Source organism: Acinetobacter sp. 228, assembly GCF_048147885.1.
In genome coordinates, this window is record NZ_JAYWYV010000003.1 from 70,303 (window position 1) to 96,429 (window position 26,127).

At 43.8% G+C, this 26,127-nt stretch carries 26 protein-coding genes; 2 read left to right on the forward strand and 24 right to left on the reverse strand.

Annotation, left to right across the window (positions count from 1 at the left end; translation table 11 throughout):
- The gene (locus VXQ92_RS03085) at positions 1 to 1,023 is read left to right on the forward strand and encodes a glycosyltransferase family 2 protein (protein WP_171254890.1); all 1,023 of its coding nucleotides are present in this window, start codon (positions 1 to 3) and stop codon (positions 1,021 to 1,023) included.
- A 15-nt stretch (positions 1,024 to 1,038) separates the two neighbouring features.
- On the opposite strand, the gene VXQ92_RS03090 is transcribed toward VXQ92_RS03085, so the two are convergent.
- The 16 genes from VXQ92_RS03090 to mazG form a co-directional block, all read right to left on the reverse strand.
- Positions 1,039 to 2,091: a glycosyltransferase gene (locus tag VXQ92_RS03090; protein WP_416680365.1), complete on the reverse strand. Its 1,053-nt coding sequence runs from the start codon at positions 2,089 to 2,091 to the stop codon at positions 1,039 to 1,041.
- 6 nt (positions 2,092 to 2,097) lie between these two features.
- Positions 2,098 to 2,910 carry a glycosyltransferase family 25 protein gene (locus tag VXQ92_RS03095; RefSeq protein ID WP_252510018.1) on the reverse strand — a complete coding sequence of 271 codons (813 nt, stop codon included), beginning with the start codon at positions 2,908 to 2,910 and terminating at the stop codon, positions 2,098 to 2,100.
- Between the two features lie 2 nt (positions 2,911 to 2,912).
- Positions 2,913 to 3,656, reverse strand: coding sequence for a hypothetical protein (locus VXQ92_RS03100; RefSeq protein WP_064094757.1), 744 nt, complete (start codon positions 3,654 to 3,656; stop codon positions 2,913 to 2,915).
- A gap of 38 nt (positions 3,657 to 3,694) precedes the next feature.
- Complete coding sequence (locus VXQ92_RS03105; protein WP_064094758.1) at positions 3,695 to 4,417, reverse strand: hypothetical protein; 723 nt, start codon at positions 4,415 to 4,417, stop codon at positions 3,695 to 3,697.
- A gap of 128 nt (positions 4,418 to 4,545) precedes the next feature.
- Complete coding sequence (locus tag VXQ92_RS03110) at positions 4,546 to 5,472, reverse strand: branched-chain amino acid transaminase (protein WP_004278329.1); 927 nt, start codon at positions 5,470 to 5,472, stop codon at positions 4,546 to 4,548.
- A 24-nt stretch (positions 5,473 to 5,496) separates the two neighbouring features.
- A complete protein-coding gene (glnE, locus tag VXQ92_RS03115) occupies positions 5,497 to 8,247 on the reverse strand; it encodes a bifunctional [glutamate--ammonia ligase]-adenylyl-L-tyrosine phosphorylase/[glutamate--ammonia-ligase] adenylyltransferase (RefSeq protein WP_416680366.1) in 2,751 nt (916 codons plus the stop codon).
- Positions 8,248 to 8,330: 83 nt separating this feature from the next.
- On the reverse strand, positions 8,331 to 9,599 hold the full coding sequence (locus tag VXQ92_RS03120) for a sensor histidine kinase (protein WP_416680367.1): 1,269 nt from the start codon (positions 9,597 to 9,599) through the stop codon (positions 8,331 to 8,333).
- A gap of 712 nt (positions 9,600 to 10,311) precedes the next feature.
- Positions 10,312 to 10,845, reverse strand: coding sequence for a ribosome biogenesis factor YjgA (gene yjgA, locus VXQ92_RS03125; RefSeq protein WP_416680368.1), 534 nt, complete (start codon positions 10,843 to 10,845; stop codon positions 10,312 to 10,314).
- A 2-nt stretch (positions 10,846 to 10,847) separates the two neighbouring features.
- The gene (locus VXQ92_RS03130; protein ID WP_064094762.1) at positions 10,848 to 11,117 is read right to left on the reverse strand and encodes an HPr family phosphocarrier protein; all 270 of its coding nucleotides are present in this window, start codon (positions 11,115 to 11,117) and stop codon (positions 10,848 to 10,850) included.
- Positions 11,114 to 11,965: an RNase adapter RapZ gene (rapZ, locus tag VXQ92_RS03135; RefSeq protein WP_064094763.1), complete on the reverse strand. Its 852-nt coding sequence runs from the start codon at positions 11,963 to 11,965 to the stop codon at positions 11,114 to 11,116. The genes VXQ92_RS03130 and rapZ overlap by 4 nt, the downstream gene beginning before the upstream one ends.
- A gap of 18 nt (positions 11,966 to 11,983) precedes the next feature.
- Positions 11,984 to 12,832, reverse strand: a complete 849-nt coding sequence (gene panC, locus VXQ92_RS03140) for a pantoate--beta-alanine ligase (protein WP_064102287.1) — start codon at positions 12,830 to 12,832, stop codon at positions 11,984 to 11,986.
- Between the two features lies 1 nt (position 12,833).
- A complete protein-coding gene (gene panB, locus VXQ92_RS03145; protein WP_416680369.1) occupies positions 12,834 to 13,643 on the reverse strand; it encodes a 3-methyl-2-oxobutanoate hydroxymethyltransferase in 810 nt (269 codons plus the stop codon).
- 53 nt (positions 13,644 to 13,696) lie between these two features.
- A complete protein-coding gene (gene folK / locus VXQ92_RS03150) occupies positions 13,697 to 14,182 on the reverse strand; it encodes a 2-amino-4-hydroxy-6-hydroxymethyldihydropteridine diphosphokinase (RefSeq protein ID WP_416680370.1) in 486 nt (161 codons plus the stop codon).
- Positions 14,179 to 15,651: a polynucleotide adenylyltransferase PcnB gene (pcnB, locus tag VXQ92_RS03155; protein WP_191730397.1), complete on the reverse strand. Its 1,473-nt coding sequence runs from the start codon at positions 15,649 to 15,651 to the stop codon at positions 14,179 to 14,181. Before pcnB ends, folK begins: the two co-directional genes overlap by 4 nt.
- A 137-nt stretch (positions 15,652 to 15,788) precedes the next feature.
- Positions 15,789 to 16,208, reverse strand: coding sequence for a ComEA family DNA-binding protein (locus tag VXQ92_RS03160; RefSeq protein WP_416680371.1), 420 nt, complete (start codon positions 16,206 to 16,208; stop codon positions 15,789 to 15,791).
- Positions 16,168 to 16,980 carry a nucleoside triphosphate pyrophosphohydrolase gene (gene mazG / locus VXQ92_RS03165; RefSeq protein WP_416680372.1) on the reverse strand — a complete coding sequence of 271 codons (813 nt, stop codon included), beginning with the start codon at positions 16,978 to 16,980 and terminating at the stop codon, positions 16,168 to 16,170. The genes VXQ92_RS03160 and mazG overlap by 41 nt, the downstream gene beginning before the upstream one ends.
- A 90-nt stretch (positions 16,981 to 17,070) precedes the next feature.
- On the opposite strand from mazG, the gene VXQ92_RS03170 reads away from it, so the two are divergent.
- Positions 17,071 to 17,841, forward strand: a complete 771-nt coding sequence (locus VXQ92_RS03170; RefSeq protein WP_064094770.1) for an SDR family oxidoreductase — start codon at positions 17,071 to 17,073, stop codon at positions 17,839 to 17,841.
- Positions 17,842 to 17,861: 20 nt separating this feature from the next.
- Here VXQ92_RS03170 and VXQ92_RS03175 read toward each other — a convergent pair whose 3' ends face one another.
- From VXQ92_RS03175 to pilW, 8 genes are all read right to left on the reverse strand, one after another.
- Entirely contained in the window at positions 17,862 to 18,506 is a 645-nt protein-coding gene (locus tag VXQ92_RS03175) for a 4'-phosphopantetheinyl transferase family protein (RefSeq protein ID WP_416680374.1), read from the reverse strand.
- A gap of 138 nt (positions 18,507 to 18,644) precedes the next feature.
- Positions 18,645 to 20,054: a ribosome biogenesis GTPase Der gene (gene der, locus VXQ92_RS03180; RefSeq protein ID WP_005103252.1), complete on the reverse strand. Its 1,410-nt coding sequence runs from the start codon at positions 20,052 to 20,054 to the stop codon at positions 18,645 to 18,647.
- Between the two features lie 167 nt (positions 20,055 to 20,221).
- Positions 20,222 to 21,370: an outer membrane protein assembly factor BamB gene (bamB, locus tag VXQ92_RS03185; RefSeq protein WP_416680375.1), complete on the reverse strand. Its 1,149-nt coding sequence runs from the start codon at positions 21,368 to 21,370 to the stop codon at positions 20,222 to 20,224.
- Complete coding sequence (locus VXQ92_RS03190) at positions 21,367 to 22,065, reverse strand: YfgM family protein (protein ID WP_416680377.1); 699 nt, start codon at positions 22,063 to 22,065, stop codon at positions 21,367 to 21,369. Before VXQ92_RS03190 ends, bamB begins: the two co-directional genes overlap by 4 nt.
- A gap of 30 nt (positions 22,066 to 22,095) precedes the next feature.
- Positions 22,096 to 23,391, reverse strand: coding sequence for a histidine--tRNA ligase (gene hisS, locus VXQ92_RS03195; protein ID WP_416680378.1), 1,296 nt, complete (start codon positions 23,389 to 23,391; stop codon positions 22,096 to 22,098).
- A 3-nt stretch (positions 23,392 to 23,394) separates the two neighbouring features.
- Positions 23,395 to 24,516: a flavodoxin-dependent (E)-4-hydroxy-3-methylbut-2-enyl-diphosphate synthase gene (gene ispG, locus VXQ92_RS03200; RefSeq protein ID WP_180038809.1), complete on the reverse strand. Its 1,122-nt coding sequence runs from the start codon at positions 24,514 to 24,516 to the stop codon at positions 23,395 to 23,397.
- 23 nt (positions 24,517 to 24,539) lie between these two features.
- Positions 24,540 to 25,331: a helix-turn-helix domain-containing protein gene (locus tag VXQ92_RS03205; protein WP_064094776.1), complete on the reverse strand. Its 792-nt coding sequence runs from the start codon at positions 25,329 to 25,331 to the stop codon at positions 24,540 to 24,542.
- On the reverse strand, positions 25,322 to 26,122 hold the full coding sequence (gene pilW / locus VXQ92_RS03210) for a type IV pilus biogenesis/stability protein PilW (protein ID WP_005261820.1): 801 nt from the start codon (positions 26,120 to 26,122) through the stop codon (positions 25,322 to 25,324). The genes VXQ92_RS03205 and pilW overlap by 10 nt, the downstream gene beginning before the upstream one ends.
- Positions 26,123 to 26,127 lie beyond the last annotated feature (5 nt).

The following is a 26,127-nucleotide window of genomic DNA, read 5'->3' on the forward strand; positions in this document are numbered from 1 at the left end:
ATGCTTTATTTAACTATCATCATCCCCATTTATAATGTTGAGAAGTATATTGTTGACTGTCTTCAAAGCATCATCGACCAGTTAGATGATCGGATTGAGATTCTATGTATTGACGATGGCTCAACAGATCATTCTATTGAAATTTTAAAAGATTATTTGAATCAGCAACCTAAATCTCTCGTAAAAAATATCAGAATCTTTCAACAGAAAAATTCAGGTGTCAGTTCTGCTAGGAATCTCGGTATTTCACATGCAAAAGGTACATATCTTACTTTCGTGGATCCAGACGATGTACTTTTAGAGACTTACGTTAAAGAGATAAATTTAGCTCTTTTAAATAATGTAGATGTAGTGAGTTTTGGATATAAAAAGCTTTCTGAAGATTTAAAATCAAGTACTGATCAATTTATTCCTCACTTTGTCAATCAACAGATTAGTAATTTACCCAGCAGTGAAAATGCTCTCATTGAAATTTTCAACTATAATCGCTGGTTTTCTGGAATTCATGTCTATAAAACCAGCCTGTTTAAAGATACTAAATTCCCAGAACTAACTCACTATGAAGATGCAGCAACCATTCCAAGTATAATGATAAAAGCCACATCATTTTATACGATTCCTAAACCCTTATATGGATACCGGATACGCTCAAGTAGTGCTACAAACTCTAAACAAGGTGCTAATATTGATAAGTCGCTGGCCTGTCTCGAACAACTTATTCCAATACTCATTGAGAAAACCAAGGTACAGGCGATTTTTATCATTCCATTAATGCATTTTTTTTATATTTATATCCATCAAAGTACCAAATACAAAAATAAGCAGACTGCAAAACTGAACTGGAAAAAATTTTCTCAACAAATTCAGCAATTGCCTTTTTCTGGCAAATTAATCAAAAATGAGCATAATCGACTTTTATACCAGTGCTTAAATTTGGGAATAAATGGGTTTTACCTGTCCAAATTAATGAGTCGCCTTTTACGTTCCCTCAAAAAGCGCTTAAGGAAGCCTTATCATCAATAATCAGCTTTAAATAATTTAAATAATGAGATCTAAATATTGGCTGGCTGCATAATCAGGTAAAAATTTTCGATCCAACCTAACTGGATTATTATCTGTTTGCTGTGAATATGCAGAAATTTTATCTGATAATGCCGAAATGTCGCCAGGTTTAACCAAACAATCAGATGGCAAAATTTCATTGGGACCTGATGGGCAATCAGTACTAATTACAGGTGTACCCAAAGCTAAAGATTCTAAAATGACCAACCCCAACCCTTCAAAATCAGATGACAACACCATAAATTTTGCATGCTTCATATAGGGATAGGGATTTTTTTTAAAACCTGTAAAAACAACTTTATCTTCAATACCTAACTCTTTAACTAGTCTTTGAGATGCCTCTAATAATTCGCCCGTACCCACCAAAACCAATTTTTCCTGAACATTCGCTTTTGCATACGCTTTAATTAAAACATCATGGCGCTTCTGTTGTTTAAATTTTCCAACATTCACAATATAGGGTGGATCAATATCTGGCACATATTCGTTAGCTGTTGAAACGACTTGCTTAACATCAATCGGGTTATAAATAGTGGTTATTTTACTTTTACGGCCAAAAACCTCAATAAAATCTTTCTCAACACCTTGACTGACTGCTACGCATGGTTTCGCCAAATAAATCTTGGTCAGCTCTTTTCGCATCCCTTCCAGTCTTTCACCATATTCCAGACTGGTCGTGTTATGAATGACTAAATGAACATTAGGCAACTGGCTTTTAGACAAAATAAAATCGACAGGCAATAAGTTTGAAAGCACTAGATCAGGTGTGCCGATATTTTTTAGTACAAATTTATCAAATGCTTTGGCTGCAATACCGGAACGCATAAATTTAGGAATTGCACGATATTTTTGATAATCAAAAAAGTGGAGTTTTACGCCTTCAGGTATCGGTAAATCTATAATATTTTTAAAATAGACAATATGCGCTTCATGACCCGCATCAATTAAACCCTTTGCCAAAGTTAAAGCAAAACGTTCCGCCCCATTTCCCTGTAAAGTAAAAATAGCCAATACGATGGTTTTTTTCATACAGTATTAATCCTGAATAAATTTTTCTTGATTCAATTTAATCATTCTTTTTTCTGCTCTCCCCATCACTTGTAAATATCGTATCGCCATCGCAATTTGTCCCGCTAATCGTCTTTTTTTGAACTTGTATTTTTCTTTGATAGAGCTGAATTCAGGCTTAAAGTGTTCAGAACGGCCAATGGTCGAATCAAAACACCCTTGTTGCAGGAGGCCATATGCGCCAAGCTGGTCTTCTTGAATAATCACTGCAGGTTCAGCTTGCAAACAATGTAATTCATAAGCAGAAAATATAAATCCATCTGCAATTGCCGGTGCAGTTTTTGCCAAACGATTTAATAATTTTTGCGCGCCACTCGGGTAGAGGATATAACCTGCTGCTCCGGTACGATCTTGATATAAATCATATAATTTGACCTGAGTATGATCTAAGGTACACACGGGTGTCCGACTTATAATTTTTTTACGGCTTCTTACTTCCAGATTAATTAAGTCCACATCTGGAAATTGTTGCTGTTCAATTTCGTTTAAAATTTCTTTTGCATTGGAAGCCAGTACTGCATCATCTTCAAGAATTAAACAGGGCTGATTCCTTTTTAGTACTTCTTCCCAGGCTTTTTGGTGACTGAGAAAGCAAGCCACCTCAACTTTACGCAAAGGCCTTTGCCAGCCAAAACCGAATTTTTGGTATTGCTCTTCGCTCAGATCAGCAACTGAAAATGCTTCTAATATTTCAAAATCCAGTCCTAATTTCTCAAATTGTCTTTTTTGAAAATCACGACGATCCTGTGAACTTTTTAAATTGATAATTAAAGTATTCACAATTACCACCATCTCGTCTTTTCACGAGTGTGACGCTGTTTAAAACGTGAATATACATTATTATTCTGATCAAGCTGTAATCTGTCAAAAATCTCAATTACAATTTGACCCAGTTCATGGGCCTCACATATTTGCTCGAGACGCCAGCGCATATTACGTAAAGTATCATCAGTTCCAACCGCAAATGCAGCCGTACCATCAAATAAGGCATAACGCTGTTGCTGCAATAACTGCTGATGTTCCGGATTTACTGTTAAAGACTGGTCACATAAAAAACGTTCAGTTTCCTGTAGTTTAATAGTGTTGATCAGTACCACTGCATTCATCAGAATTGCTTGTAATAGCGGATCATCTTCTAAATCAATAAAAGTATCACAGGCAGAAATTAACCAGCGTGTATTTAATGAAGCCAGTAAATAGTCACGCTCACTCAACCATAATTCTTTAAATCTTGCATAGTTATTCTGAACATCAACTTCACGACGAATGAGTACAATCAAGCTGGCATGATAATGATTGAGCGCAGACTGACCCACAAATTCCTGTTCAAGCTGTTCAATATGTTCATTTAAATCTTTAGCCGAACCATAGGTATAGCGAACTTCTTCACCACCAATCATCTGGTTTTTAAGTGCATCGAGGTCTACGTCATTAAACTGAGCGTAGACCTTGTCTGCCCCAAATCGACGTTGATGGCGACTAAATGAAAACCATTGTTCGAATTTACTTTTTTTTCTCACAGGCATTTGAAATCGAGTCTCTTCCAATCCTACATTTATTCCGCTTACTGCCACGCATCCTTAATCCACTGCGATGGCAATACATAACGATACCATTTACCACCCCCACCATTCACTGCATCTGGCGGATTAATCTCGCCATGAAAAACAATGATTTTGGCACCTTCAGGTTTTACCGGCGGCTTAAAATAAGCCATCGGAATTTTTTGCAGGCAATGATATTTGTAGCTCTTACACCAGCTCTCTGGCCAGTAGCTCAGTTTCTTCTCCCGATCTACATACCAAGACAGATAAGCCTGCTCATTACGGAATTTTTGACGAATTTCATCAAAATGTTCACGGAAATAAGGTAGCAGACCTGGGAAAGCACCCAGTTTAAACCGGTAAACCGAACTGTTACCAGTAATACGCCACGGCCGTTTCCAGTCATGAATAATCAGAAAGTCGCCCGGATAGGTAAAGAACTCATCGATATTATCGACAATCACCACGTCAAGATCGAGGAAGAGTGCATTGCCTTCCAAACCATACAGATCAGGCTCAAAAGTGGACAGCTTGTTCCAGCCACGCTCAGGTGCACCTTCAGGCAATGCCAGAGGTGGAATAGGGAAACATTGTACTGCAGGATCAATGCCTTCAGTACGATCCGTCAGACAGACCATTTTAAAGTCCACTGTCGTATGTCGTTTAACCATATTGTATAAACGATTGACGTATTCCGAACCGTATTTGGTTCCCCATTTCATACAAATAACGATGTTACTCATTGCGTATGCCTAAGCTCATCTTAAAATCTTCTTGATGCTGAATATGATGACATAAGTTCGGCAGAATAAGTACATCAGTTAAAAAAAACCTCTCAAATGAGAGGTTTTTTCAAGCAGTAAATTCTGAATTACTTCACATAAGTTAACCAGTGTGCATATTTAGGATCTTTGCCCTGAACCGCATCAAAGTAAGCTTTCTGGATTTGAGTGGTGATTGGACCACGTACACCCTCACCAATCTGACGATCATCGTATTCACGGATTGGTGTTACTTCTGCAGCAGTACCGGTAAAGAATGCTTCATCTGCAATGTAAAATTCATCACGGGTAATACGGCGTTCAATTACGTCATAACCCAAGTCTTTAGCAATGGTAATAATGGTTTGACGGGTAATACCATCCAACGCACCACCTGCGATGTCAGGCGTATGAATCACGCCATCACGTACCAGGAATACGTTTTCGCCTGAACCTTGACACACATAACCTTGCGGGTCGAGCAGCATTGCTTCGTCATAACCTGAATGCGCCACTTCCTGATGTGCAAGAATCGACAGCGTGTAGTTGCCTGATGCTTTGGCCTTACACATGGTCACGTTCGGATGATGATGGGTAAATGAAGAAGTTTTTACGCGAATACCCTTCGCCATTGCTTCTTCACCGAGATAAGCACCCCAGCTCCATGCCGCAACTACGGCATGAATGGTATTGTCAGTTGCAGCAATACCGAGTTTTTCAGAACCAATAAAAATAATTGGACGTAAATAGCAAGACGCTAATTTGTTTTCACGAACAACATCAATTTGAGCTTGCTCTAATGCTGCTTGATCAAATGGAACTTTCATTTGATAAATTTTTGCAGAATTCAACAAACGCTTCGTATGTTCTTTTAGACGGAAAATAGCCGTTCCATTCGGGGTTTCATAAGCACGGACGCCTTCAAACACACCCATGCTGTAATGCAAAGTATGTGTTAATACGTGAGTTTTTGCCTCACGCCAGTCAACTAGTTGTCCATCTTGCCAAATGAAACCATCACGATCAGCCAAATTCATGCCACAAACTCCAATTTCTCACAATTATTCACTATCCAGTACAAAGTCTGCACTTGGATCAATCAGTCTTTGCCATAACTTGCAAACGGTCATTCGGGTATCGTGCCAGTCGCTTGCAGACACTTGCATGGATTGATTTGCAAGGGCTAAGCGATGGCTCTCGGCGCGTTCACGGAGATAAGCTTGAATCAGAGCAGTCGCATCGTCGCTGGATAAGCAACCTGATTTTGCGGCATCCTCAAGAATTCGTACATTGTCGGAGAAATGGGCGAGATCTTTATTCGTCCCACTCCAAGCCAACACCGCATACTGTGCCATAAATTCGATGTCTACGATACCACCTGCATCTTGTTTTAAATGAAAAATACCATCTTTTTTTTGCTCTTTAGAAGAACCGAGATGCTCCTTCATTTTCTGACGCATTTTCAGTACTTCTGCCCGTACATAATTTTCATCGCGAGGCTGAGTCAGAATATCTCGCCGTAAAACTTCGAACTTTTTCCTTAAACTCATTTCACCCGCAATTGGACGGGCTCGTACCATGGCCTGATGCTCCCATAACCAGGCACTTTTAAACTGATACTGTTCAAAAGCTTTCAAACTGGTTACCAAAAGTCCAGCTTCACCCGATGGACGCAAGCGGGTATCGACCTCATAAACACGCCCATCCAGAGTTTGCGTGGTCATGAGGGACATGAATTTTTGCGCCACGCGCATGGCAAACTCAAAGCCACTGATCGGCTTGAGTCCATCTGTATCGGTCTGCTCACTCATATAGTGAATAAAGACCAGATCCAGATCCGAGCCATAACCCAGTTCAATTCCACCGACTTTACCATAACCAATGACTGCAAAAGCCGTATGCTCGACTGAACAGCGCTGCCCTTCTGCATCCAGAGGAAAACCATGTTTTTTCGCAACAATCTGATAGGCCAGATGCAGCGCTGCATTCACCGATACTTCAGCAATATCGGTCAAGGCATCGGAAACTTTCATTAAAGGACTTTCAGCCAGCACATCACTGGCGGCCACAGCAAGTACATTGGATTTTTTAAACAGGCGCAAAACCCGCATCTGGTCTTCGACCTGATCAATTTCAATCCGTAAAAGTTGCTGGCGCAAGGAATCTTCCAGATCCTTACGTTTTGGCAATTCAAAATCCATCGACAGGAATTCATCCAGTAGCACCGGATAATGGGTCAGTTCTTCACAAATCCATGGGCTGACCGTGGCCATCTTCACCAGTCGCTGCAAAGCCCCTTTACTCTCAATTAACATCACCAGATATACCGTACGGCGCATTACCGATTCCACCAAGGGCATCAGTCGTACCAGTGCTGTCTGCGGATCATCTGACTGTAAAACTGCTTCGATTAAATGTGGCCAAAAAGTTTTTAAACGCTGCACTGCTTTGGCTGGTAATTTTTTTAAGGCATGCCCATTCCAAAACTCATAGACAAGATTTTTTGCATTGTCATCCAAAACTTCTTGCAGTCGGTTTTCTAGCTGTGAAAAACTTTCAATCAGGGTATCCGGACCATTTTCCTTAATCAAATGATCAAACTGATACATCACCTTGCTACGCTTCGCATTGAGATACGCCATAAAGCTGTCCCAATCGGCAAAACCCAGGGTATCTGTTATACGCGCCCTTAATTCTGGCTCAGTCGGCAATGATTGTGTTTGCTGATCATTCAGTGCCTGAATCGCATGTTCAACCCGGCGCAGAAAAAGATAGGCATCTTCCAGTTCCTGTACTGCCTGTTCGTCCAGCAATTCGGCATCATCCAGATGATTCAGATTCACCAGACACTGGCGATCCTGCAATTCAAGCTTGGCGCCGCCGTAAATCAACTGGAAAACCTGCACGATAAACTCGACTTCGCGAATGCCGCCAGCTCCGAGCTTGATATCATCTTCTATATTCCGGCGTTGTACTTCACGCTCGATCATGGCTTTCATTTCGCGCATGGCTTCAAAAGCACTGTAGTCGACGTATTTACGAAATACAAATGGTCGGGTCATCTCCAGCAGCTCATCGCCTTCCGGACTTGGATTGACAATTCGTGCTTTGATCCAGGCATAGCGTTCCCATTCACGCCCATGCTGGCTCAGATATTTCTCCAAGGCCACGTGACTGATTGCCAGTGCTGAACCATCTCCCCAGGGACGCAGGCGCATGTCGACGCGAAATACAAAACCGTCAGCAGTGATCTGATCCAGCAAATGAATCAGTTTCTGCCCCCAGAGTATGCAAAATTGCTGTACATCAATACATTTACGCCCATCGGTTTCACCCTGCTCGTCGAAGGCGAAAATCAGATCAATATCACTGGAAAGATTAAGTTCTTGTGCCCCGAGTTTCCCCATGGCAATGACAATAAGATCCTGTACTTTTCCATTATAGCCAATCGGTTGGCCATACTTGGCAACAAGCGGAATACGGGCAAAATCTTTTGCTGCACAGATGCTGGCATCAGCAAAATCGGAGAGTTCTTGGGTCAGAGTGATAACATCGGTCAGTTGGTTGGCATCCTGCCAGATCCAGCGAAACATCAGACGGGCCCGCAGAATACGCATTGCACGCATCCAGGCGGCTTCATCAGTAATATTCAGGATGCAGTCCTGTACCAGCTGATCAATGTATTCCCGACTGAGTGAACCCTGAAACTGGTCAATTGCATAATCCTGTTCCAGCAAACTCTGGTGATTGGCCAATACCTGTTCCGCATATTGGCTGGCTCTTAAGGTTTTCTGCAATTGTACTGCATTCATCACTCAACTCTTCCCCTGAAACATTCTGCTTAGTTATAGCAGGAGTTTTGTCTCAAGGGGAATGTTTAGTTTGAAATTTATTTTTAAGACTGCTCGGCCTGCAGGTCTTCAAGCACCAGTGCCTGATGATCATTGGTGACCATCGGTAAATACACGGTAAAGATAGTGCCTCTGCCCTCTTTGGAATTCACACTAATTTGACCATGATTCAGATCAATAAAGCGCTTGCACAGTACCAGACCTAAACCGGCACCTTTCTCTTCAGCTGTACCTCTGACACTGACACCAAGCGTCGGTTTGAACAGATTCTGCATCTGCTCTTCAGTCATGCCCAAACCTGTATCCTGAATGGTAATTTTAACCTGCTCGCCTTCCATTTCGGCTGCTAAAATGACTTTACCGCCTTGATCGACTGGCGTAAATTTCAGCGCGTTGGACACCAGATTCTGCAATACCGAGGTAATCATATTAATATCCGCGTGGACCTTAATGTCTTCCGGGATATTGTCGATTAATTCAATCTTTTTCTTCAAAGCCAGGCTTTTCAGTACACTGCAGACAATTTTACTGGACTGCTTGAGCTCATAATTAATCGGATGATAAACAAAGCGTCCACCCTCTGCCATCGCCCAGGTCAGCAGGCTTTCCAGCAGATTATAGGTAGCTTGCGCATTATCATATAAATAATCCGCAATGCTCTGAATACTAGATTCATCCAGTGTGTCACGTTCCTGCGCCAGGACTTCGGAAAAACCCAGCAAGCCATGAAATGGCGCACGCAGATCATGCGCGATAATTTGGAAAAATTTGGTTTTACTGAAGTTTTGTGCACATTGCTGTTCATATAACTCTTTCAGATTATTATGTTCCTGATTGAGTTTGATACGATTCACTAAACTTTCAGCAAATTGTTTTACAGTGGCAATATCTTCCTGATCAAACAGGTCAGTCTGATCATCAAAGAACACAACCTGACCTAAAGAATCACCTTGACCCGATTTTAAATTAAATGCGACAAGTCGCTGATGCATCACGCCAAGACTTTTCAAGTAGTCTGACAGTTCTGCATATGCGGGATGCAGGCAATCTATCACATCTGCCTGTAGCAGATATGCAGGTATACTAATATCCTGGGGAGCATGCAGACCCCGGAAACCACGCGGACAGCTGTACCAGATATAAGGTTCCGTATGAAAGCCGATAATACTGGTTTTAACATCCAGGACTTTACGGGCAACATTACAGAAGGTGTCTAATAAATTATCAGAGGTATAGACACCTAAAATGAGAGATATACGGCACGAGCTTAAGAGCTCCGTATTCTGACCGACCTCTAGCAGTTTTAGTTCCATGTCTGCCTCTTTGAATGTTTATAGAATATAGGAAACACAGCCGACCAAATTTATACAATCAATAACAAAGATTCTATATTTACTCAACGATGAAAACTCACATATAGATTAAAGGATTTGTTAACCTGTTTCTATCCAGATACATTAACAGCCACAAAGCACTGATATTTAATTAATTAAGAATAACTTGAAAATTTGTTATTCAAAAAAAATGCTACATAAGTGTTTGAAATTAATATATCTCACCTTAAATAAACATGTTTATTTGTACTCACCTTAACACACTATTGACCAAAAAATACCCAGCATCGCTTTTTACCGTGCTTTAAATAAAAGCTAATCTTTTTTCAATGATATAGCTTTAGAGTGAGATCAAATAAATCACTTCCCCACTGATTATTTTCACTCCTATCCAACTCAGAATGAGCTTTTAATTATTAAAATTATCTTAACAATTATACGGTAGAACATCTTTGAAATTTAGAATTTCGATCAAAAAAAATTCACAAAAGCAGCTGAGAATTGTAAATGAATTACATTCGTTAACAAATTAATTGCGGAATTTTTTTGTTTTATTGATCTATCTAGTGATAGAAATGAAAATCAGGAGAAGAAAAGACAGAGGCTATAGGTAATTCATATTTAAGAAAATTAAATTAAATCTGGCATAAAAAAAGCGGCCTATAAAGACCGCTTTTTCAAAAAGTAGAAATTAGTTATCTGAAATCAGCGCTACTTGCTGTACATAGTTAAACAGCTTTAATTTGGACGCATTCACTTCTTCTTCAGCAGCCTGATTTTTTAAATCACGATGCACCCGAAGATAATGCTGGCGCAAAGTATGACGCTCTGTCGCATTATAGGTTTTGGTAAACTCATTGATGGCTGGATCACCATCTTTGACAATTCGATCAACCCAGCGCTGTAATTGGGCTGTCTTTTTCAAACCTTGCTTCGGGGTAAGATAAGACAAAATCACGGTTTCATTTTCATTGCGCAGCAATTTGCCTATCCGTGAAAATTGACGACGACGTGCTTCATGAGAACTAATTGCTTGCACATCAAGCAAAGCCTCAATCAAACGCTCATCTACGGGTAAGTTTTTAATTTGTTTAGCGCTCAGCTCTGCAAGCTGTGCACCTAAAGCGGCCATACGCTGGACCGCTTTTTTCTGTTCGGTTTTACTTGCGCGTCCCTCTAAAGACTCAAAATCTTCTTCAGTTAAACTGTTCGGTCGACGTGCCACGATTAATCTGCCTCATAAAATTTTGCTGCAAATAGTGCCTGAATTTCAGATAAGGCCTTGTCCTCATCTGCTCCTTCAATCACTAAACGTAAAGTTGTTCCTTTGCCTGCACCAAGCATGAGCAAGGACATGATATTTTTAGCATCTACCAGTTTTTCAGTCTTGCCAATCTGGATACTGGAACGAAACTTAGTGGTAACTTCTATCAGTTTACCAGATGCGCGTGCATGTAAACCCAGTTTATTAATTACGTCAACTGTCGTATCTATCATGACCAGTGCTTCATTTCTCGATGGAGGACTTGAATAGACCATTTTGCCTCAAGCGCTTTTTTTAGTCTATCCACAATATAAACAGAACGATGCTGACCACCGGTACAGCCAATCGACACGGTCATATAATGGCGGTGTCCCTCGGCAAAAGTTGGCAACCATTTATCCAGAAAATGATAAAGGTCATTAAACATCTCTTCGACCTGATCGCTCTTTTGTAAAAATTCCTGCACCGGCTGATCCAATCCTGAAAATTTGCGCAGTTCTAGCTCCCAATGCGGGTTCGGCAAGTGCCGGACATCAAAGACATAATCCGCATCGAGTGGAATCCCGTGCTTATAACCAAAGGATTGCAAAATCAGGATCAGGTTATCGGCCTGTCCCAGCTTGGACAACAGCGTATGTTTCAGGTCATGCACGCTTTTGTCGGTGGTATCGATATGCACCGTAGAACGCAACTGAATCGGCATCAACAGGATTTTTTCCTCCTGGATACACTGATTCAGACTTTTAAAGCGTGACGCCAGAGGATGTGGCCGGCGCGAGGCACTGAAGCGTGCAATCAGCTCCTGATCCTGCGTAGTCAGATAGATAATATCGACCGAACCATGCTGCTGTAACTGCTCAAATACATGATCAAATTCTTGTAAATCTGCCCGGGTACTGCGTACATCCACACCCAGCGCCAACTGTTCCAGATTGTTTTCACTGTCCAGTTTTGCCACGATTTCGGGAAGCAATGCCAAAGGCAGATTATCAATACAGTAATAACCCAGATCTTCAAGCACCTGTAATGCAGATGATTTACCTGAACCAGATTGCCCTGTGACAATTAAAATGCGCTTCATGCATGCTACCCTTTCATCTTAGCCGGCAGTATATTTGACCTGCAAGTTGTCGATTAGACGCGTATTTCCCAGCTTTGCAGCTACAAATAACACAAGATCTTGATTAAACGTATGAATTTTTTGTAATTCCGGAGTGCGGGCTTCAACATAATCAATAACGAAACCGGCATCGGTTAGGCTCTGGCGAATTTCGGCCAATACCGTATCGAGTTCTACGCCTGCGTGTAGCTGCTGTTCAGCCTTTTGCAAGCTCTGGTAAATGACCGGTGCGATGGCACGCTGTTCTTTGCTTAAGTAACCATTACGAGAACTTAAAGCCAGACCATCTTCTGCACGGGCAATCGGCACACCAATCACTTCCAGCGGAATATTCAGGTCTTGTACAAACTGCCGAATGACCGCCAGCTGCTGATAATCTTTCTGGCCAAAGAAAGCATAATTCGGCTGTATGATGTTAAATAATTTAGTCACCACCACCGCCACACCATCAAAATGGCCAGGGCGCTGCGAACCGCATAAATCATTGGTAATTTCAGACACACTGATATTGGTCAAGCGCGGTTTTTTGCCATACATCTGTTCCACACTTGGAGCAAAGACAATGTCACAACCGACTTCAGCCAAAAGCTGCTGATCCTGTTCAAGCGTGCGCGGATAGCTGTCAAAATCTTCATTGGGTCCAAACTGGATCGGATTGACAAAGATACTGACCACCACCACATCACACAACTTACGCGCTTCACGTACCAGATTTAAATGTCCCTGATGCAGATTGCCCATGGTTGGTACAAAACCAATGATCTTGCGCTTGGCACGTGCGGGATTTAATGATGCAGCTAATCCCTGAATGGTGGTTTCTGTTTTCATCTTACAATTCAACCTGAAAAGTCTGTTCTGGTGCCGGAAAAGATCCATCTAAAACTGCCGCATGGTACGCTTTAAAAGCATCCAGAATGGCAGTAGCACCCGATTGTTCCTGCATAAAATTACGTACAAATTTTGCGGTATGGCCAAAGGTCAGACCCAACATGTCCTGAACCACCAGTACCTGGCCGTCTGTAGCTGCACCCGCGCCAATACCAATCACGGGAATCTGTGGAAACAGTTCGGTGATTTCCTGGCCAAGCTGTGCAGGTACGCATTCAAGTAGCAATAGTGCAGCACCTGCCTCTACCACTGCCTTACAATCTGCAATAAGCTGATTAGCAGCTTCACGGGTACGGGCCTGCAGTTTATAACCACCAAAAACATGTACCGATTGCGGAGTCAAACCCAGATGCACACATACCGGAATACCGTTCCGGGTCAGTACCTGTACGGTTTCCGCCAGCCATGCACCGCCTTCCATTTTCACCATTTGTGCGCCGGCCTGCATCACGGTTTTCGAGCTTTGCAAGGTATCGTTTAAGGTGGCATAGCTCATAAATGGCAAGTCAGTCATGATAAAGGCATGCTGGTTACCACGGCGTACCGCAGCCGTATGATAAGCCATATCAGCAACCGTAACAGGCAAAGTCGAGTCGCGACCCTGAATTGACATTCCCAAAGAATCGCCAATTAAAATGCTATCGACTTGGGCAATTTCCATGGCTTTGGCCATACTGGCATCATAACAAGTCAGGCATGAAAATTTGCGTCCATCAGCTTTGAAGCGTCTTAAATCACTCAGACTGACCATGAAGATGTTCCTCTATGATTGAAGTTCTCTCGAACATACCAATAACTTAAAAATTAAATATTTGCCCAGTTGCTGTCATCGAGTACCGTGAGGGTCGATTGTTTGACGATGTCCAGATCTTTTAAGAATGTGTCATTGACCTGTATTTCAGAATCAATATCCAGAAGTGGGATCAAGACAAAATTACGCTCTAATACCCCGACATGCGGCACGGTGAGACGTTCATTTTGAATCTGCTCGTTACCGTAGATCAGTAAGTCCAGATCCAGCGTACGTTCACCCCAATGCCGCAAACGTACCCGACCTGCTTCCTGCTCAAAAGCTTGCAAACGGTCCAGCAAGCTTAAAGCAGCCAGATCAGTCGTTAACTGTACAACGGCATTCAGATAGTTTGGCTGGTCCTGTGGTCCCATGGGTGGACTTTGATACAGATGCGAGGTTTTTACCTGACCCAATGTCGCCAGTTTCTGTACAGCTTCTGCCAGAATCTGGCGTGAATCGCCCAAGTTACTGCCCAGGCCAATATAAGTCACGATCATTGTGTTGGCCCAAATACCACCTGACTCAGATCACGCTTTACCCGCTTGCGTTTCATAATCGGATGATCTGCGCCAATTTCACCACTGGCACTGGCTGCTACATGCGACAGAGGTTTTACCTTGTCTTCAAACTTGGCTTTACGCGCCCGGCGGTTACGCGGCTCAGGTTCATTTACCAACGGTTCGATCTCAACGGAATCTTGCTGCTGCGTCAGTTTCTGTTCCAGAGGTTCTTCTTGACTTGCCTTACGCCGGCTCTTGGCACGCTGACGGTTATATTGGCTAATGGCACGCTCTTTCTCGTCACCACTCATTTGCTGGTAAGCATCCCACCAGCTGCCCATCTCTTGTGCAGTCGCATCACCTGATTTTTCACGCAACAGCAAAAAGTCAAAGCCGGCACGGAAACGTGCATGGCTGGACAAAGCTTCGATTTGCTGTGGTTTAGGATTTAGCAAACGGGTCTGCATTTCCCAGATTTCACGAATAAAGGTTTCTGCAAAGCGCGGAATAACAGTACGGGTTGCCTGGCGTTTTAACACGTCGAGACCAGCCTGGGCACGTGCTTCAGCCGCTACTACACCTTTATTCAGATAGAATTCGCAACGTTCCAGAAATGGCTGCCATAACAGCACTGCATAGAAAAATGCCGGGTTGATGGTTTTGCCGATAGAAATGCGCTGATCGGTATTTTTTGCAGCGCGTTCCATAAACGGCGTAATTTTAGGTTTGATATCTGCAAATAACTGCTGCCAGATTCCAAAATCGATCAGCATCGGCAAGACACGATTCAGATGTCCCATGGTGAACAGTTTCTGTGATTCATCATAAAGTCGATGTGGGGAAACATCACGCAGCAACTGGGTCATTTCCGGAGTGAAAACCTCCAGAATTGCTTCATCAATATTGAAGTTCAGTTTGGCGGCAAAACGCAAGGTTCGTAGCATCCGCACCGGATCTTCTTCAAATCTTAAAGCCGGATCACCCAGTAAGCGTAACGTTTTGCTGTGAATATCATCCACTGCATTGCAGAAATCCAGCACAATGCCCTTGCGCGGCTGGTAGTACATCGCATTGATGGAGAAATCACGACGGGAAAAATCCTGTTCGATGCTACCCCAGTTATTATCACGCAGAATCATCCCCGCAGCCGAGGTCACTGCTTTTTTGGGTGGTGCACGGAAAGTTGCTACTTCAACCAGTTCCCGTCCCGAATAGACATGGGCCAGTTCGAAACGTCGCCCGATAATTCGACAACGCCGTCCGAAAACTTCCTTGACCTGAGCCGGGGTGGCATTGGTAACTGCATCGAAATCTTTAGGATTCAAACCTAACATCAGATCTCGAACACCACCACCCACGATATAAGCTTCATAGCCTGCCTTGTTTAAGGCATCAATCACATCGAGAATATAAGAAGGTAATTGAGCGGTTGATAAACCACATTTTGACGCGCGCAAAGTTTGCAAAAGACGCTGTCTCCTACGTCTGAACGTAAAATTCTAAGATGACGCTAATCATATCGCTTACACGACTAAAGGGCAATTTGATTATGTCAATCCTGCGAGTCAAATCAATCAACTAATCCATGATCCATATGGCCGCCCTACAAAGCGAGTTTCGCCTTGTTTTTGGCAAATAAAGCCGGTCCAATGCCTTTGACCTGCTGAATATCTTCAATGCTTTTGAACTTACCGTTTTTTTGCCGATACTGAATAATGGCTTCAGCCTTCTTCTGACCAATCCCGTGCAATTCCTGCAACTGTTCGAGGCTGGCACGATTCAGGCTGATTTTGTCAGTAGCGGAATCTGACAATGCAGGCTTGGCCAGATAATGATTGCTTTCTGATGTGGCAGTAACAGCGGCTTTTTTCTTCAGCCGCGCATCATGTTGCTGCTGTTGGGTCTTCCATTCCATATAATCGGTGGCAGTTGCATGCACAGTCCCGATAGAAATACAGCCGAGCCAGCAACCCAGAACAAGATTAATCCATGTCGGACTGATTTGATAAGATATTTTTTTCATGTGCCACTCTTTGTTTTATTTGTAATTTGGCCTGTTCCCAGAGCTGATCAAGTTCAGCCAGTGACAGCTTTTCCAGGTCTAATTGTTGTAATTGTGCCTGATCTTCCATCAAGGCAAAGCGGGTCCGGAATTTATGGATTGTCCCCAATAATGCCATCTCGCTGGAAATGCCAAGTTTACGACCAACATTGACCAGAGAAAATAAGCAGTCGCCAAATTCTTCCTGTATTTCATCGGAATGTTGTCCGGCTACCGCTTCTTTTAATTCAGCCAGTTCTTCTTCCAGCTTGGCATAAGCACCCGCCATGTCTGGAAAATCAAAACCGATTTTGGCGACATTTTTTTGAATTTCATCGGCCTGCACCAAAGCCGGTGCATGTTTAATATCATCTAGGCGTGAACGCGGCTTACCCTGCTTTTCTTGCTGTTTGATTTCTTTCCATAGCTCAGACACATCTTCCGGACTCATTTTTGCAAATTGTTCAGCCTGAAATACATGCGGATGACGGCGAACCAGTTTATCGGTAATGGCCTGCACCACATCCTGAAAATCGAAAGCCCCCTGCTCGCTGTACATTTGCGACTGGAACACCACCTGTAGCAGCAAATCACCTAGCTCATCGCGGACATCGTCGACTTTTCCAGAGCGTACAGCCGCTTCGACTTCGTAAGCTTCCTCAATCGCATATTTGGTCAGAGATTCGGGGGTCTGTTGCTGATCCCATGGACATTTTTCACGTAATTCGCGCATGATCTGGAGTAGTTGTTCCATGTTTAAAAACCTCTTTTTTACCAAATAGTCGCGTCAATCTGCCGGTTTCTTGTTATGCTCAAAAAAAAAGACAATAAGGAGATCAAACACATGCACAGTATATTGATTAGTGGCGCAGCACAAGGAATTGGGGCAGCAACCGCCCAGCTATTTTACCAGCACGGCTATAAAGTCGGTATTTATGATATCAATACGGCACAGGCTGAACAGCTGGCCCAGCAACTGGGCGAACATGCCAAAGCCGGCTTTCTCGATGTGGCCGATTATGCTTCCTGGGAAACAGCCTTGTCTGAATTTTCGGCCTGGGCGGGGGAAATCAATATTCTGGTCAATAATGCCGGGATTTTATATTCAGGCCCTTTTGAAGAAACTGATATTACGGCGCATCATCGGACTCTGGATATTAATGTTAAAGGAGTCATAAACGGCTGTCATGCCGCTTTTCCTTATTTAAAAGAGTCTGCATTTGCCCGCATCATTAATCTATCTTCAGCTTCGGCAATTTATGGACAGGCCGATTTAAGCAGTTATTCCACCAGCAAGTTTGCAGTGCGTGGCCTGACTGAAAGTCTGGATATTGAGTGGCAACCCTATGGAATCCGGGTATTGGATGTGATGCCGCTTTTCGTTAGTACGGCCATGGTCAAAGATATGCAGGCAGAAAGTATTAAAAAAATGGGCGTGCATTTAAAAGCAGAGGATGTAGCGCAAGAGATTCTTAAACTGGCACAGCTCAAAGATTCAATCTGGCAGGCAACCCATCATCCGGTTGGTTTCAAAAGCCAGTTTTTATTTCATTTATCGCGAATGAGTCCGCAATTTGTGAATCGGCTGAGCAACCTGATCATTGCCAGAAAATAAAATCTGAGATTGATTCTGGCCTAGACAATGTGATGAAGCTGAATCACCGGAAATCTCAGCCCGTTGCAAGAGTGCTCACTTTGCCAGGCCACGGTGAGCATGTAGCCAGCAAGCGTATAATTTTGATAGGCATAGACGCCAATCTCTGGATGTTCGCAGCGCCCGCCATTTTGCTCAGGATGAAGATTGGTATTCAGTTCATTCAGGTTGATCCGGATTCCCAAGCCTGATGCCTTTAACACGGCCTCTTTGGTCGTCCAGACCTTGAACCAGTATTCGGGATCATAATCCAGCACTTGCCACTTTTTGATTTCCTCAGGATGGAAGGCATGTTGTGCCAAGGCTTCAAAACGGACTTTACGGCTCAGTTCTTCAATATCGATTCCCAAGTTCTGAACTTGCTTGCTCGTGGCCAAGGCGTAGAAATTCTGGCTATGGCTATGATTAAAACTGAAGTCTGGATAGTCATTTAAATAAGGCTTGCCAAAATTCGTCCGTACCACCTGTTGATCGCTAACTGGCAATTCAAAAGATTGGGATAAAAGCTGATTGCGCAAAAATGCCACTTCGCGTTTCCGTTCGGCAACCTGGGTTTTGCGGTCTGACAATTGATCACATGCCAGATCAGAAAGTTGATGCAGATGAATTTGAATCAGCCGAGCCACGTGAATCCATTAAAAAGATGTCAATTGATTTGAGTGTAAAAGAATTTACACTTTTATTGGAAGAGAAATTCTATTATGTCTCTAAACAAAAAGCCCGCTGTACGCAGGCTTTTTATCCGAAAAATTTAAACTATAGAATTAGCGTTTAAATTTCTTCTCGGCTTTCTTGAATTTCTGTACATAACGACGTTTACGCGCAGCTGCACGCTCATCCACTTGAGACTTACGGCCTTCAAACGGGTTTTCAGAAGTTTTAAACTCAATTTTAATCGGTGTACCTTCAAGCTTGTACACTTTACGGAACACGTTTTCCAGGTAACGACGATAATCTGCAGGAGTTTTATCCACCTTGTTACCATGAATCACGATCGTTGGCGGATTTTGTCCACCCATATGTGCGTAACGCATTTTAATACGACGGCCCTGAACCATAGGCGGTTGGTGGGCCTCTGTCGCATCATTTAAAATCTGGGTGATTTTTGCCGGTGACACTTTTAAACGCGATGAATCATAAGCACGGTGAATCGATGGATAAAGATCGCCCACACCCGTTCCATGCAATGCAGAAATCAAATGCACCTTCGCCCATGGAATAAAATCGAAGCGACGCTCTACATCGAGCTTACATTGCTTACGATCATATTCAGTCATGTTATCCCATTTATTGACTGCAATAACCATGGCACGACCCGCTTCAAGTGCATAGCCAATCAAATGCAAGTCCTGCTCAACAATACCATCACGTGCATCAACTACAACAACAATGACGTTGGCATCTTTCATTGCCTGTAAAGTTTTAACAATCGAGAATTTCTCAATCATTTCATCAACTTTACCTTTACGGCGCACCCCGGCAGTATCAATCAGGGTATATTGACGGCCATCACGCTCGAATGGAATATAAATCGAGTCACGTGTTGTACCCGGCTGGTCAAATGCCACCACACGCTCTTCACCGAGCAAGCGGTTCACCAGCGTTGATTTACCTACGTTTGGACGACCAATAATCGCTAAACGCAGACCCGTGTTTTTGTCATGCTCTTCCGGATTTTCATCTTCCGGTACATCGGCAAGTACATCTTCCAGCATTTGCTGGACACCACGACCATGGCTGGCTGCGACTTGTAACGGCTCGCCCATACCCAGTTTGTAGAATTCAACCAGGGCAGCTTCAGCATGTACACCATCAACTTTGTTGGCAACCAGAAAGACTTTTTTGCCTAAAGTACGCAATTCACGGGCAATCTGTTCATCAGATGCCAGCAATCCGGCACGCGCATCCACCACAAAAATGATGATGTCAGCTTCATGAATGGCAGTCTTGGACTGCTCTGCCATGTAGGAGTCAATCCCACCTTCATTTTCGCCAATACCGCCAGTATCGACCACAATGAAAGATTTATTTTGATAGGTAGCATCGCCATATTTACGGTCGCGTGTCAGACCGGCAAAGTCTGCCACCAATGCGTCACGGCTCTTGGTAATCTGGTTGAACAGCGTTGATTTTCCGACGTTCGGACGACCAATGAGCGCAATTACGGGTTTCATAGAGTAACCTTTATTTAATATCAGGCGTCAAAGTAGCCTGAACATCAGAAAGCATAGGAAGATATAAGGGGTAAATACCCTAAATAAAAACACGGGGCATTGATTTTTCAATCACCCCGCGTTCAAAAAATACGGTTGTGGCTAGTTTAGCATAAGGCTCGTTAAAATTAACGGTTCTGCCAAATGCTTAATGCGCCCTTGCGTGTGGAAACATACAGCTGGTTGTCGATGACGCGTAAGTTACGCACTTCTCCAGAAGTTTTTGCACGACCGGTAATCTGTCCGGTACGCGGATCAATCAGGTGCAAAACGCCATCCAGATCGCCAACTACAAGATCAGTACCCAGCATCACCGGGTTACTTAACTTGCGATTCAGCAACTGGTCATTTTCCCAAAGAAGTTGACCTGAAGTAATCTCAAAGGCTTTGATTTTGCCATCAGTTTGCGCCACAAATACGCCATTGCCCACAACTTCTGGACGCTGGATACTGCTGGCATCTTCACTCCAGACTACCTGTTGTGAAGCTAAATCCAGTACAGTCACCTGACCTTGATAGCTAGTAGTCACCACAAACTGGCCTGCAACCACTGGTTCACCATCAATATCCACCAGACGCTGAATATCAGAACGCCCGTCAGACACTGCTACACGGCGCTGTAATTTCGGTATACCACTTAAGGCATCCAGCACGTAGATGTAAGCATTGGAAGAGCCAATCAGCACATTACGCGCATCTAATGCAACCGGTGCAGCCATGCCGCGCAGGCTGAATTGTACATTAGGCAAATTATAAGTCCAGACTTGTGCGCCTGTCGCGATTTCATGCGCATACACAGTACCGTCATTGCTCACGCTAATGACACGCCCGGCATGAATTAATGAAGGGGCCAGTAAGGCACCGGTCAATTGCGCAGTCCATTTTTGCTCGCCGGTTTGCTGATCCAGCGCAAACAGTTGGCCTTTCTGGTTACCGACAACAACGATTCCCTCAGCTGCTTCCACACCGGAACTTAAACCATCTTTGCTGACTTTTTTCTGCCACAGACGCTGCTTGCCATTAAAAGCAGAAACTTCACCTTTTGGATCTATCGCAAAAACCACGCCATTGTCTGCATCCAGACGTAAACGCAATGGATTGGCAGCCTCTGTCGCAGCCACACTAGTGGAAAATACGGGCACCAGTGTTTTGGCTTGGGTCAGTTTTGGAAGTGGATTCGGTTTTACTTCTGGAACTTTATTGGTTTTACCTGCACAGCCAGCCAGTGCAAGCGTTAAAACAGTCAAGGCACAGGTAATTTTGTATTTTCTATTCATTCAGCTTCTTCCGCTTGTGTTTCTATAATTGGGCGTTCGATTTCCGGATCATCGACCAATACGCCTACGCTTTCGAGCTTCATCTGTAAAATCTGACGTTCTTCTTTACGTTCAATCAAAGCATCCCATGCACTTTGATATACTTTTTTAGCATTTTCAATATCATTTTTGGCAACATAGATATCGCCACGAGCTTCATCAGCAGTTGCTTTGAATGCAGGCTCAGTCACTGCTTCTAAAGTTTCTAATGCCGCATCATATTTTTTCTGCGCCAATTGTGCATAAGCCAGACGAAGTTTGACTACCTGAACCAGGCCTTTATCGTCTACTTTCGAGTTTTCAACTTTCTGTAGCGCTTTCTCAGCCGCAGCATAATCTTCTTTATCATAAGCCAGTTTTGCCATCACCAGCTGAGTCTGAATCGCCTGCGCTGAATCAGGGGCTTCCTTGACAATTTTATCTGCAGTTTCAGACAGCTGAGTAAAACCCTCGCCTTTCGATGCCTGTGCATCATCCATCAACTGCTGAACTCTAGCAGTGTTCATTTGCGACTCTGCCAGGTTTTTCTTCTGCCAATATTCCCATCCGAAAAAGGCAATCAGCGCAATTAAAATCCCGGTAATCATCGAAGAACCATATTTCTTCGTAAAGGATTTCAAGCTTTCAAACTGTTCATCACCACTCATTGCGCTCATGAGATTACCCTTTTCCTAATGTTTTATCGATTATTTTGAAGAAATTTTAGTACTAAAAAATGCAACGAAGTCCGTAAATGGCACATTCGATTGCTCTGCAGTTGCCAGCTCTTTCACGGTAAATGCCTGAGCTTCCAGTTCACGTTCCCCTAAAATCGCTGCATATAAAGCACCTGCCTGATCGGCCTTTTTCATTTGCGATTTCATTGAACCCTGTGAGCCCACTTTCAGTCGAATCTGACTGCCCGCTGCTTCCAGCTGATCCCGAATCTGCTCCGCAATAACCAAAGCCTTACCTTGAGCAGCCGGTTCAGCCACCAGGAATACTTCACAATCACGTGTTGGGGTATTGTCTTCAACCTGTTCCAGCAGAAGCAATAAACGTTCAATCCCCATGGCAAAACCAACAGCAGGGACAGATTGATCAGGCTTGCCTTTAAGTTGCCCCACCAGACCGTCATAACGGCCACCGGCACAGATCGTACCCTGTGAACCCAAATGGGTTGTGGTCCATTCAAAAACAGTTTTGTTGTAATAGTCCAGACCACGTACCAGTTTTTGATTGATCACAAAACTGATGCCTGCATCGGTCAAGTACTGTTGTAACTGGGTAAAATGCGCCAGCGTTTCTTCACCCATAAAATCATGAAGTTTCGGTGCATTTTCCAAGATGCTTTGTGTTTTGGCATCTTTAGAATCCAGAATACGCAGTGGATTGGTGGTCAGACGACGCTGAGAATCTTCATCCAGATCCGCTTTATGCGACTCCAGAAATTCAACCAGTGCCGCACGATATGCTGCACGCTCATCCGACTCACCGAGTGTATTTAACTCAAGCTGAACCTTGTCTGCCACACCCATACGTTTCCACAGACGCGCCGTCATCAGAATCAGTTCTGCATCCATATCTGGCGTTGCCACACCAAAGGTTTCTACACCAAACTGGTGAAACTGACGGTAACGGCCTTTTTGCGGTTTTTCATAACGGAACATGGGTCCGATATACCAGACGCGAGGCGTCGCACCGCGCAGCAGGTTATGCTCCAGCATGGCACGCACACAACCCGCCGTCCCTTCAGGACGCAGCGTCAACGACTCAGGCGGATTACCCTTGTCGAGGAAGGTATACATTTCTTTTTCAACGATATCGGTTGCATCACCAATCGAACGTTTAAACAGATTGGTCTGTTCTACGATAGGCAAACGGATTTGTTGATAGCCATAGGCATCCATCAAACCGGATAGATGCTGTTCAAGACGTCTCCAAGCTGGGGTTTGCGTTGGGAGAATGTCATTAAAACCTTTGATTGCGACGATTGAACTCATGATCTACTCAGGAAAACTTGTACGAATAATTTCTTTAGATTTAGCTTCTTCAAGCTCGGAAACACGTTGACGAACCATGGTTTCGATTTCATCAACCAATTGATTCGTGTCAATTAAATGGCTCTTTTCACCATTACGGTACACCAGTGAACGTGGACTTGCACCCACTACACCAATATCCGCTTCTTTGGCTTCGCCCGGCCCATTGACCTTACAGCCAATGACAGAAACATCCATTGGGGTACGAATATCTTCTAAACGCTCTTCAAGTTGCTGCATCACTGAAATCACATTAAATTCCTGACGTGAACAGCTTGGGCAGGCAATGAAGTTAATCCCGTTGGAGCGCAAACCCAGCGATTTCAGAATATCAAAACCAATTTTAATTTCTTCTTCAGGCTCGGCAGCTAAGGAAATACGCATAGTATCCCCAATGCCTTCCATCAGCAGGCCGCCCAAAGCGATCGCAGATTTAACCGAACCGGTACGGTAAATACCCGCTTCTGTGACACCCAGATGGAGCGGATTATCAATTTGCTGTGACAGCAAACGATACGCATCCATGGTCAGGAACACATTCGATGCTTTGACTGAAATTTTGAATTCCTGGAAATCCAGACGGTCTAAAATATCGATATGGCGCATCGCAGATTCAAGCAATGCCTGACCTGTCGGCTCGCCATATTTCTTTTGAATATCTTTTTCCAGGGAGCCGGCATTAACACCGATCCGCATGGAAATGTCGTTATGACGTGCTGCGGCCACGACTTCACGAATTTTCGCTTCAGAACCGATATTGCCCGGGTTAATACGCAGGCAGTCTGCACCCAAATCGGCAACTGCCAAAGCAATTTTATAATCAAAGTGAATATCGGCGACCAAAGGCACATTGACCTGCTTGCGAATTTCACCAAATGCCGCCGCCGCTTCCATCGTTGGCACAGAAACCCGCATGATGTCTGCACCAGCATCGACGCAGCGCTGGATTTGTGCAACCGTAGCTGCCACATCACAGGTTTCAGTATTGGTCATGGACTGGATACTGATTGGTGCATCACCACCCACATAAACTGAACCCACACGAATTTTACGTGTTGGACGACGTTTAATTGGATTTACGATCATTGTTCTGCTCTACTCTTGATCTGTTAAGGTGATAAACGGAATTCTGCTTTTCCGTTCACAGTGTAGGGTGACAATGAAATATTTTCATTATTCAAACTGAGCGATACAGCCGATGCATCATCCAGACGAATCTGGAATGGTGCTTCACCATTCAGCTGCAAGCTTGATGCCTGACGGCCAGTTGCCAGAACATTGCCTGCCGAGTCCACAATATGCACAGAGGTCGGACGCTTAAACTCAAGTTTCAGCTGGTCACCCGAAAGCGCGTTACCTGTATCCAGATTCAGAATCTCGACATTAGAAGCGCCCACTCCAGAGACTTCACTGCTATTTTGTGAATTACTGCTCGACCAGTTCTGAATCATGGCAAAAAGTGCACCCAAAATCAGTAGCACTACCAGCGTAATAAAAATGCGCTTTAACCACTTACGATTGCGGTCCCGCTTGGAGCCTGGCAATTTCCCCATAATTTTAATAGGAGAATTGTTCAGGGCATGATTCGGCAGCAACCCGGTATCATTGGTATAAATTTCATCAAAACGCTGAATAATGCTTGAAGCATCAACACCCAGAAATTTGGCATAAGTCCGGTAATAACCTTTAATAAAGGTCGCTTCAGGCAAAGACTTATATTCGTCCTGTTCCAGTGCAGTCAGGGTTTTGAGCGGAATATTCAGCTCTTTCGCTACATCTTCCAGATTGCGTTGCTGATTGATACGAATCTGGCGCAAGTACTCGCCCGGACGTTGAATATTTCCTAACGCATTTGGAGCTACGCTCGAATGATTCGATGGTGAATTAGGATTTACTTCCATACGGCCTCAGTACTGTACTGTAATTGCAAATAACGTTGGTATTCCTGGCTTTCAGGAAAGAGTGCACGTAACTGGTTGACCAATACCTGCATACCCAACTGATCACCTCCGGCACGCGCAGTGCGAATGCCAATCCAGAGTGCACGGGCACCCTGATTTTTCTGCCCCACACCACGCACAAACTGTTGATACATTTGTGTCGCCGCCGGGAACTGCTGGTTTAAATAAAATATTTCTGCCAACTCTAACATTGAAATATAAGAATCGCGATTGGCTTGCAGCGCCTGTTTGAATGATTTTTCAGCATTTGCTGTATCACCCAGTTTCAGGTAAATCCGCCCCATATTTTCCAGTGCGCGGAATCGCTGATCATAACCCAACGTGGCACCAGCAATTTGAAACTGCTCGATCGCATCATTATAGCGTTCAAGCTGATATAAATAGGTGCCGTAATTATTTCGCGCCTGCGCATTTTTCGGATCGGCCGAAATCGCGCGCTTGAAATAATGATCTGCTTTTTCGAGATTAAGCTTACTACCTTCCTGTTGCAGTAGCACGCCCATCATCATATTTGCTTGAGAATCACGCGGAGTAGTCTCAAGTGCCTGATCCAGCGCACGTTTGGCTGCATCCAGGTCACCTGTTCTCAGATATTCTACCGCCAATTGGGTACGGACTTTGGTGGCCTTTTCAGGGTCTTTCTGACCCAGATCTGGCGTCTGACACGCGACTAAAACCAAAGACACACATACTGTTGAAATCAAAGCAAACTTTGATGTTAGATTTCTCAACTGGC

Coding starts and splice junctions, on each gene's coding strand:
- VXQ92_RS03085 (WP_171254890.1), top strand. CDS start 1: ATGCTTTATTTAACTATCATCATCCCCATTTATAATGTTGAGAAGTAT.
- VXQ92_RS03090 (WP_416680365.1), bottom strand. CDS start 2,091: ATGAAAAAAACCATCGTATTGGCTATTTTTACTTTACAGGGAAATGGG.
- VXQ92_RS03100 (WP_064094757.1), bottom strand. CDS start 3,656: ATGCCTGTGAGAAAAAAAAGTAAATTCGAACAATGGTTTTCATTTAGT.
- VXQ92_RS03105 (WP_064094758.1), bottom strand. CDS start 4,417: ATGAGTAACATCGTTATTTGTATGAAATGGGGAACCAAATACGGTTCG.
- VXQ92_RS03110 (WP_004278329.1), bottom strand. CDS start 5,472: ATGAATTTGGCTGATCGTGATGGTTTCATTTGGCAAGATGGACAACTA.
- glnE (WP_416680366.1), bottom strand. CDS start 8,247: ATGAATGCAGTACAATTGCAGAAAACCTTAAGAGCCAGCCAATATGCG.
- VXQ92_RS03120 (WP_416680367.1), bottom strand. CDS start 9,599: ATGGAACTAAAACTGCTAGAGGTCGGTCAGAATACGGAGCTCTTAAGC.
- VXQ92_RS03130 (WP_064094762.1), bottom strand. CDS start 11,117: ATGATAGATACGACAGTTGACGTAATTAATAAACTGGGTTTACATGCA.
- rapZ (WP_064094763.1), bottom strand. CDS start 11,965: ATGAAGCGCATTTTAATTGTCACAGGGCAATCTGGTTCAGGTAAATCA.
- panC (WP_064102287.1), bottom strand. CDS start 12,832: ATGAAAACAGAAACCACCATTCAGGGATTAGCTGCATCATTAAATCCC.
- panB (WP_416680369.1), bottom strand. CDS start 13,643: ATGGTCAGTCTGAGTGATTTAAGACGCTTCAAAGCTGATGGACGCAAA.
- folK (WP_416680370.1), bottom strand. CDS start 14,182: ATGATCGTGACTTATATTGGCCTGGGCAGTAACTTGGGCGATTCACGC.
- VXQ92_RS03160 (WP_416680371.1), bottom strand. CDS start 16,208: ATGAAAAAAATATCTTATCAAATCAGTCCGACATGGATTAATCTTGTT.
- mazG (WP_416680372.1), bottom strand. CDS start 16,980: ATGGAACAACTACTCCAGATCATGCGCGAATTACGTGAAAAATGTCCA.
- VXQ92_RS03170 (WP_064094770.1), top strand. CDS start 17,071: ATGCACAGTATATTGATTAGTGGCGCAGCACAAGGAATTGGGGCAGCA.
- der (WP_005103252.1), bottom strand. CDS start 20,054: ATGAAACCCGTAATTGCGCTCATTGGTCGTCCGAACGTCGGAAAATCA.
- bamB (WP_416680375.1), bottom strand. CDS start 21,370: ATGAATAGAAAATACAAAATTACCTGTGCCTTGACTGTTTTAACGCTT.
- VXQ92_RS03190 (WP_416680377.1), bottom strand. CDS start 22,065: ATGAGCGCAATGAGTGGTGATGAACAGTTTGAAAGCTTGAAATCCTTT.
- hisS (WP_416680378.1), bottom strand. CDS start 23,391: ATGAGTTCAATCGTCGCAATCAAAGGTTTTAATGACATTCTCCCAACG.
- ispG (WP_180038809.1), bottom strand. CDS start 24,516: ATGATCGTAAATCCAATTAAACGTCGTCCAACACGTAAAATTCGTGTG.
- VXQ92_RS03205 (WP_064094776.1), bottom strand. CDS start 25,331: ATGGAAGTAAATCCTAATTCACCATCGAATCATTCGAGCGTAGCTCCA.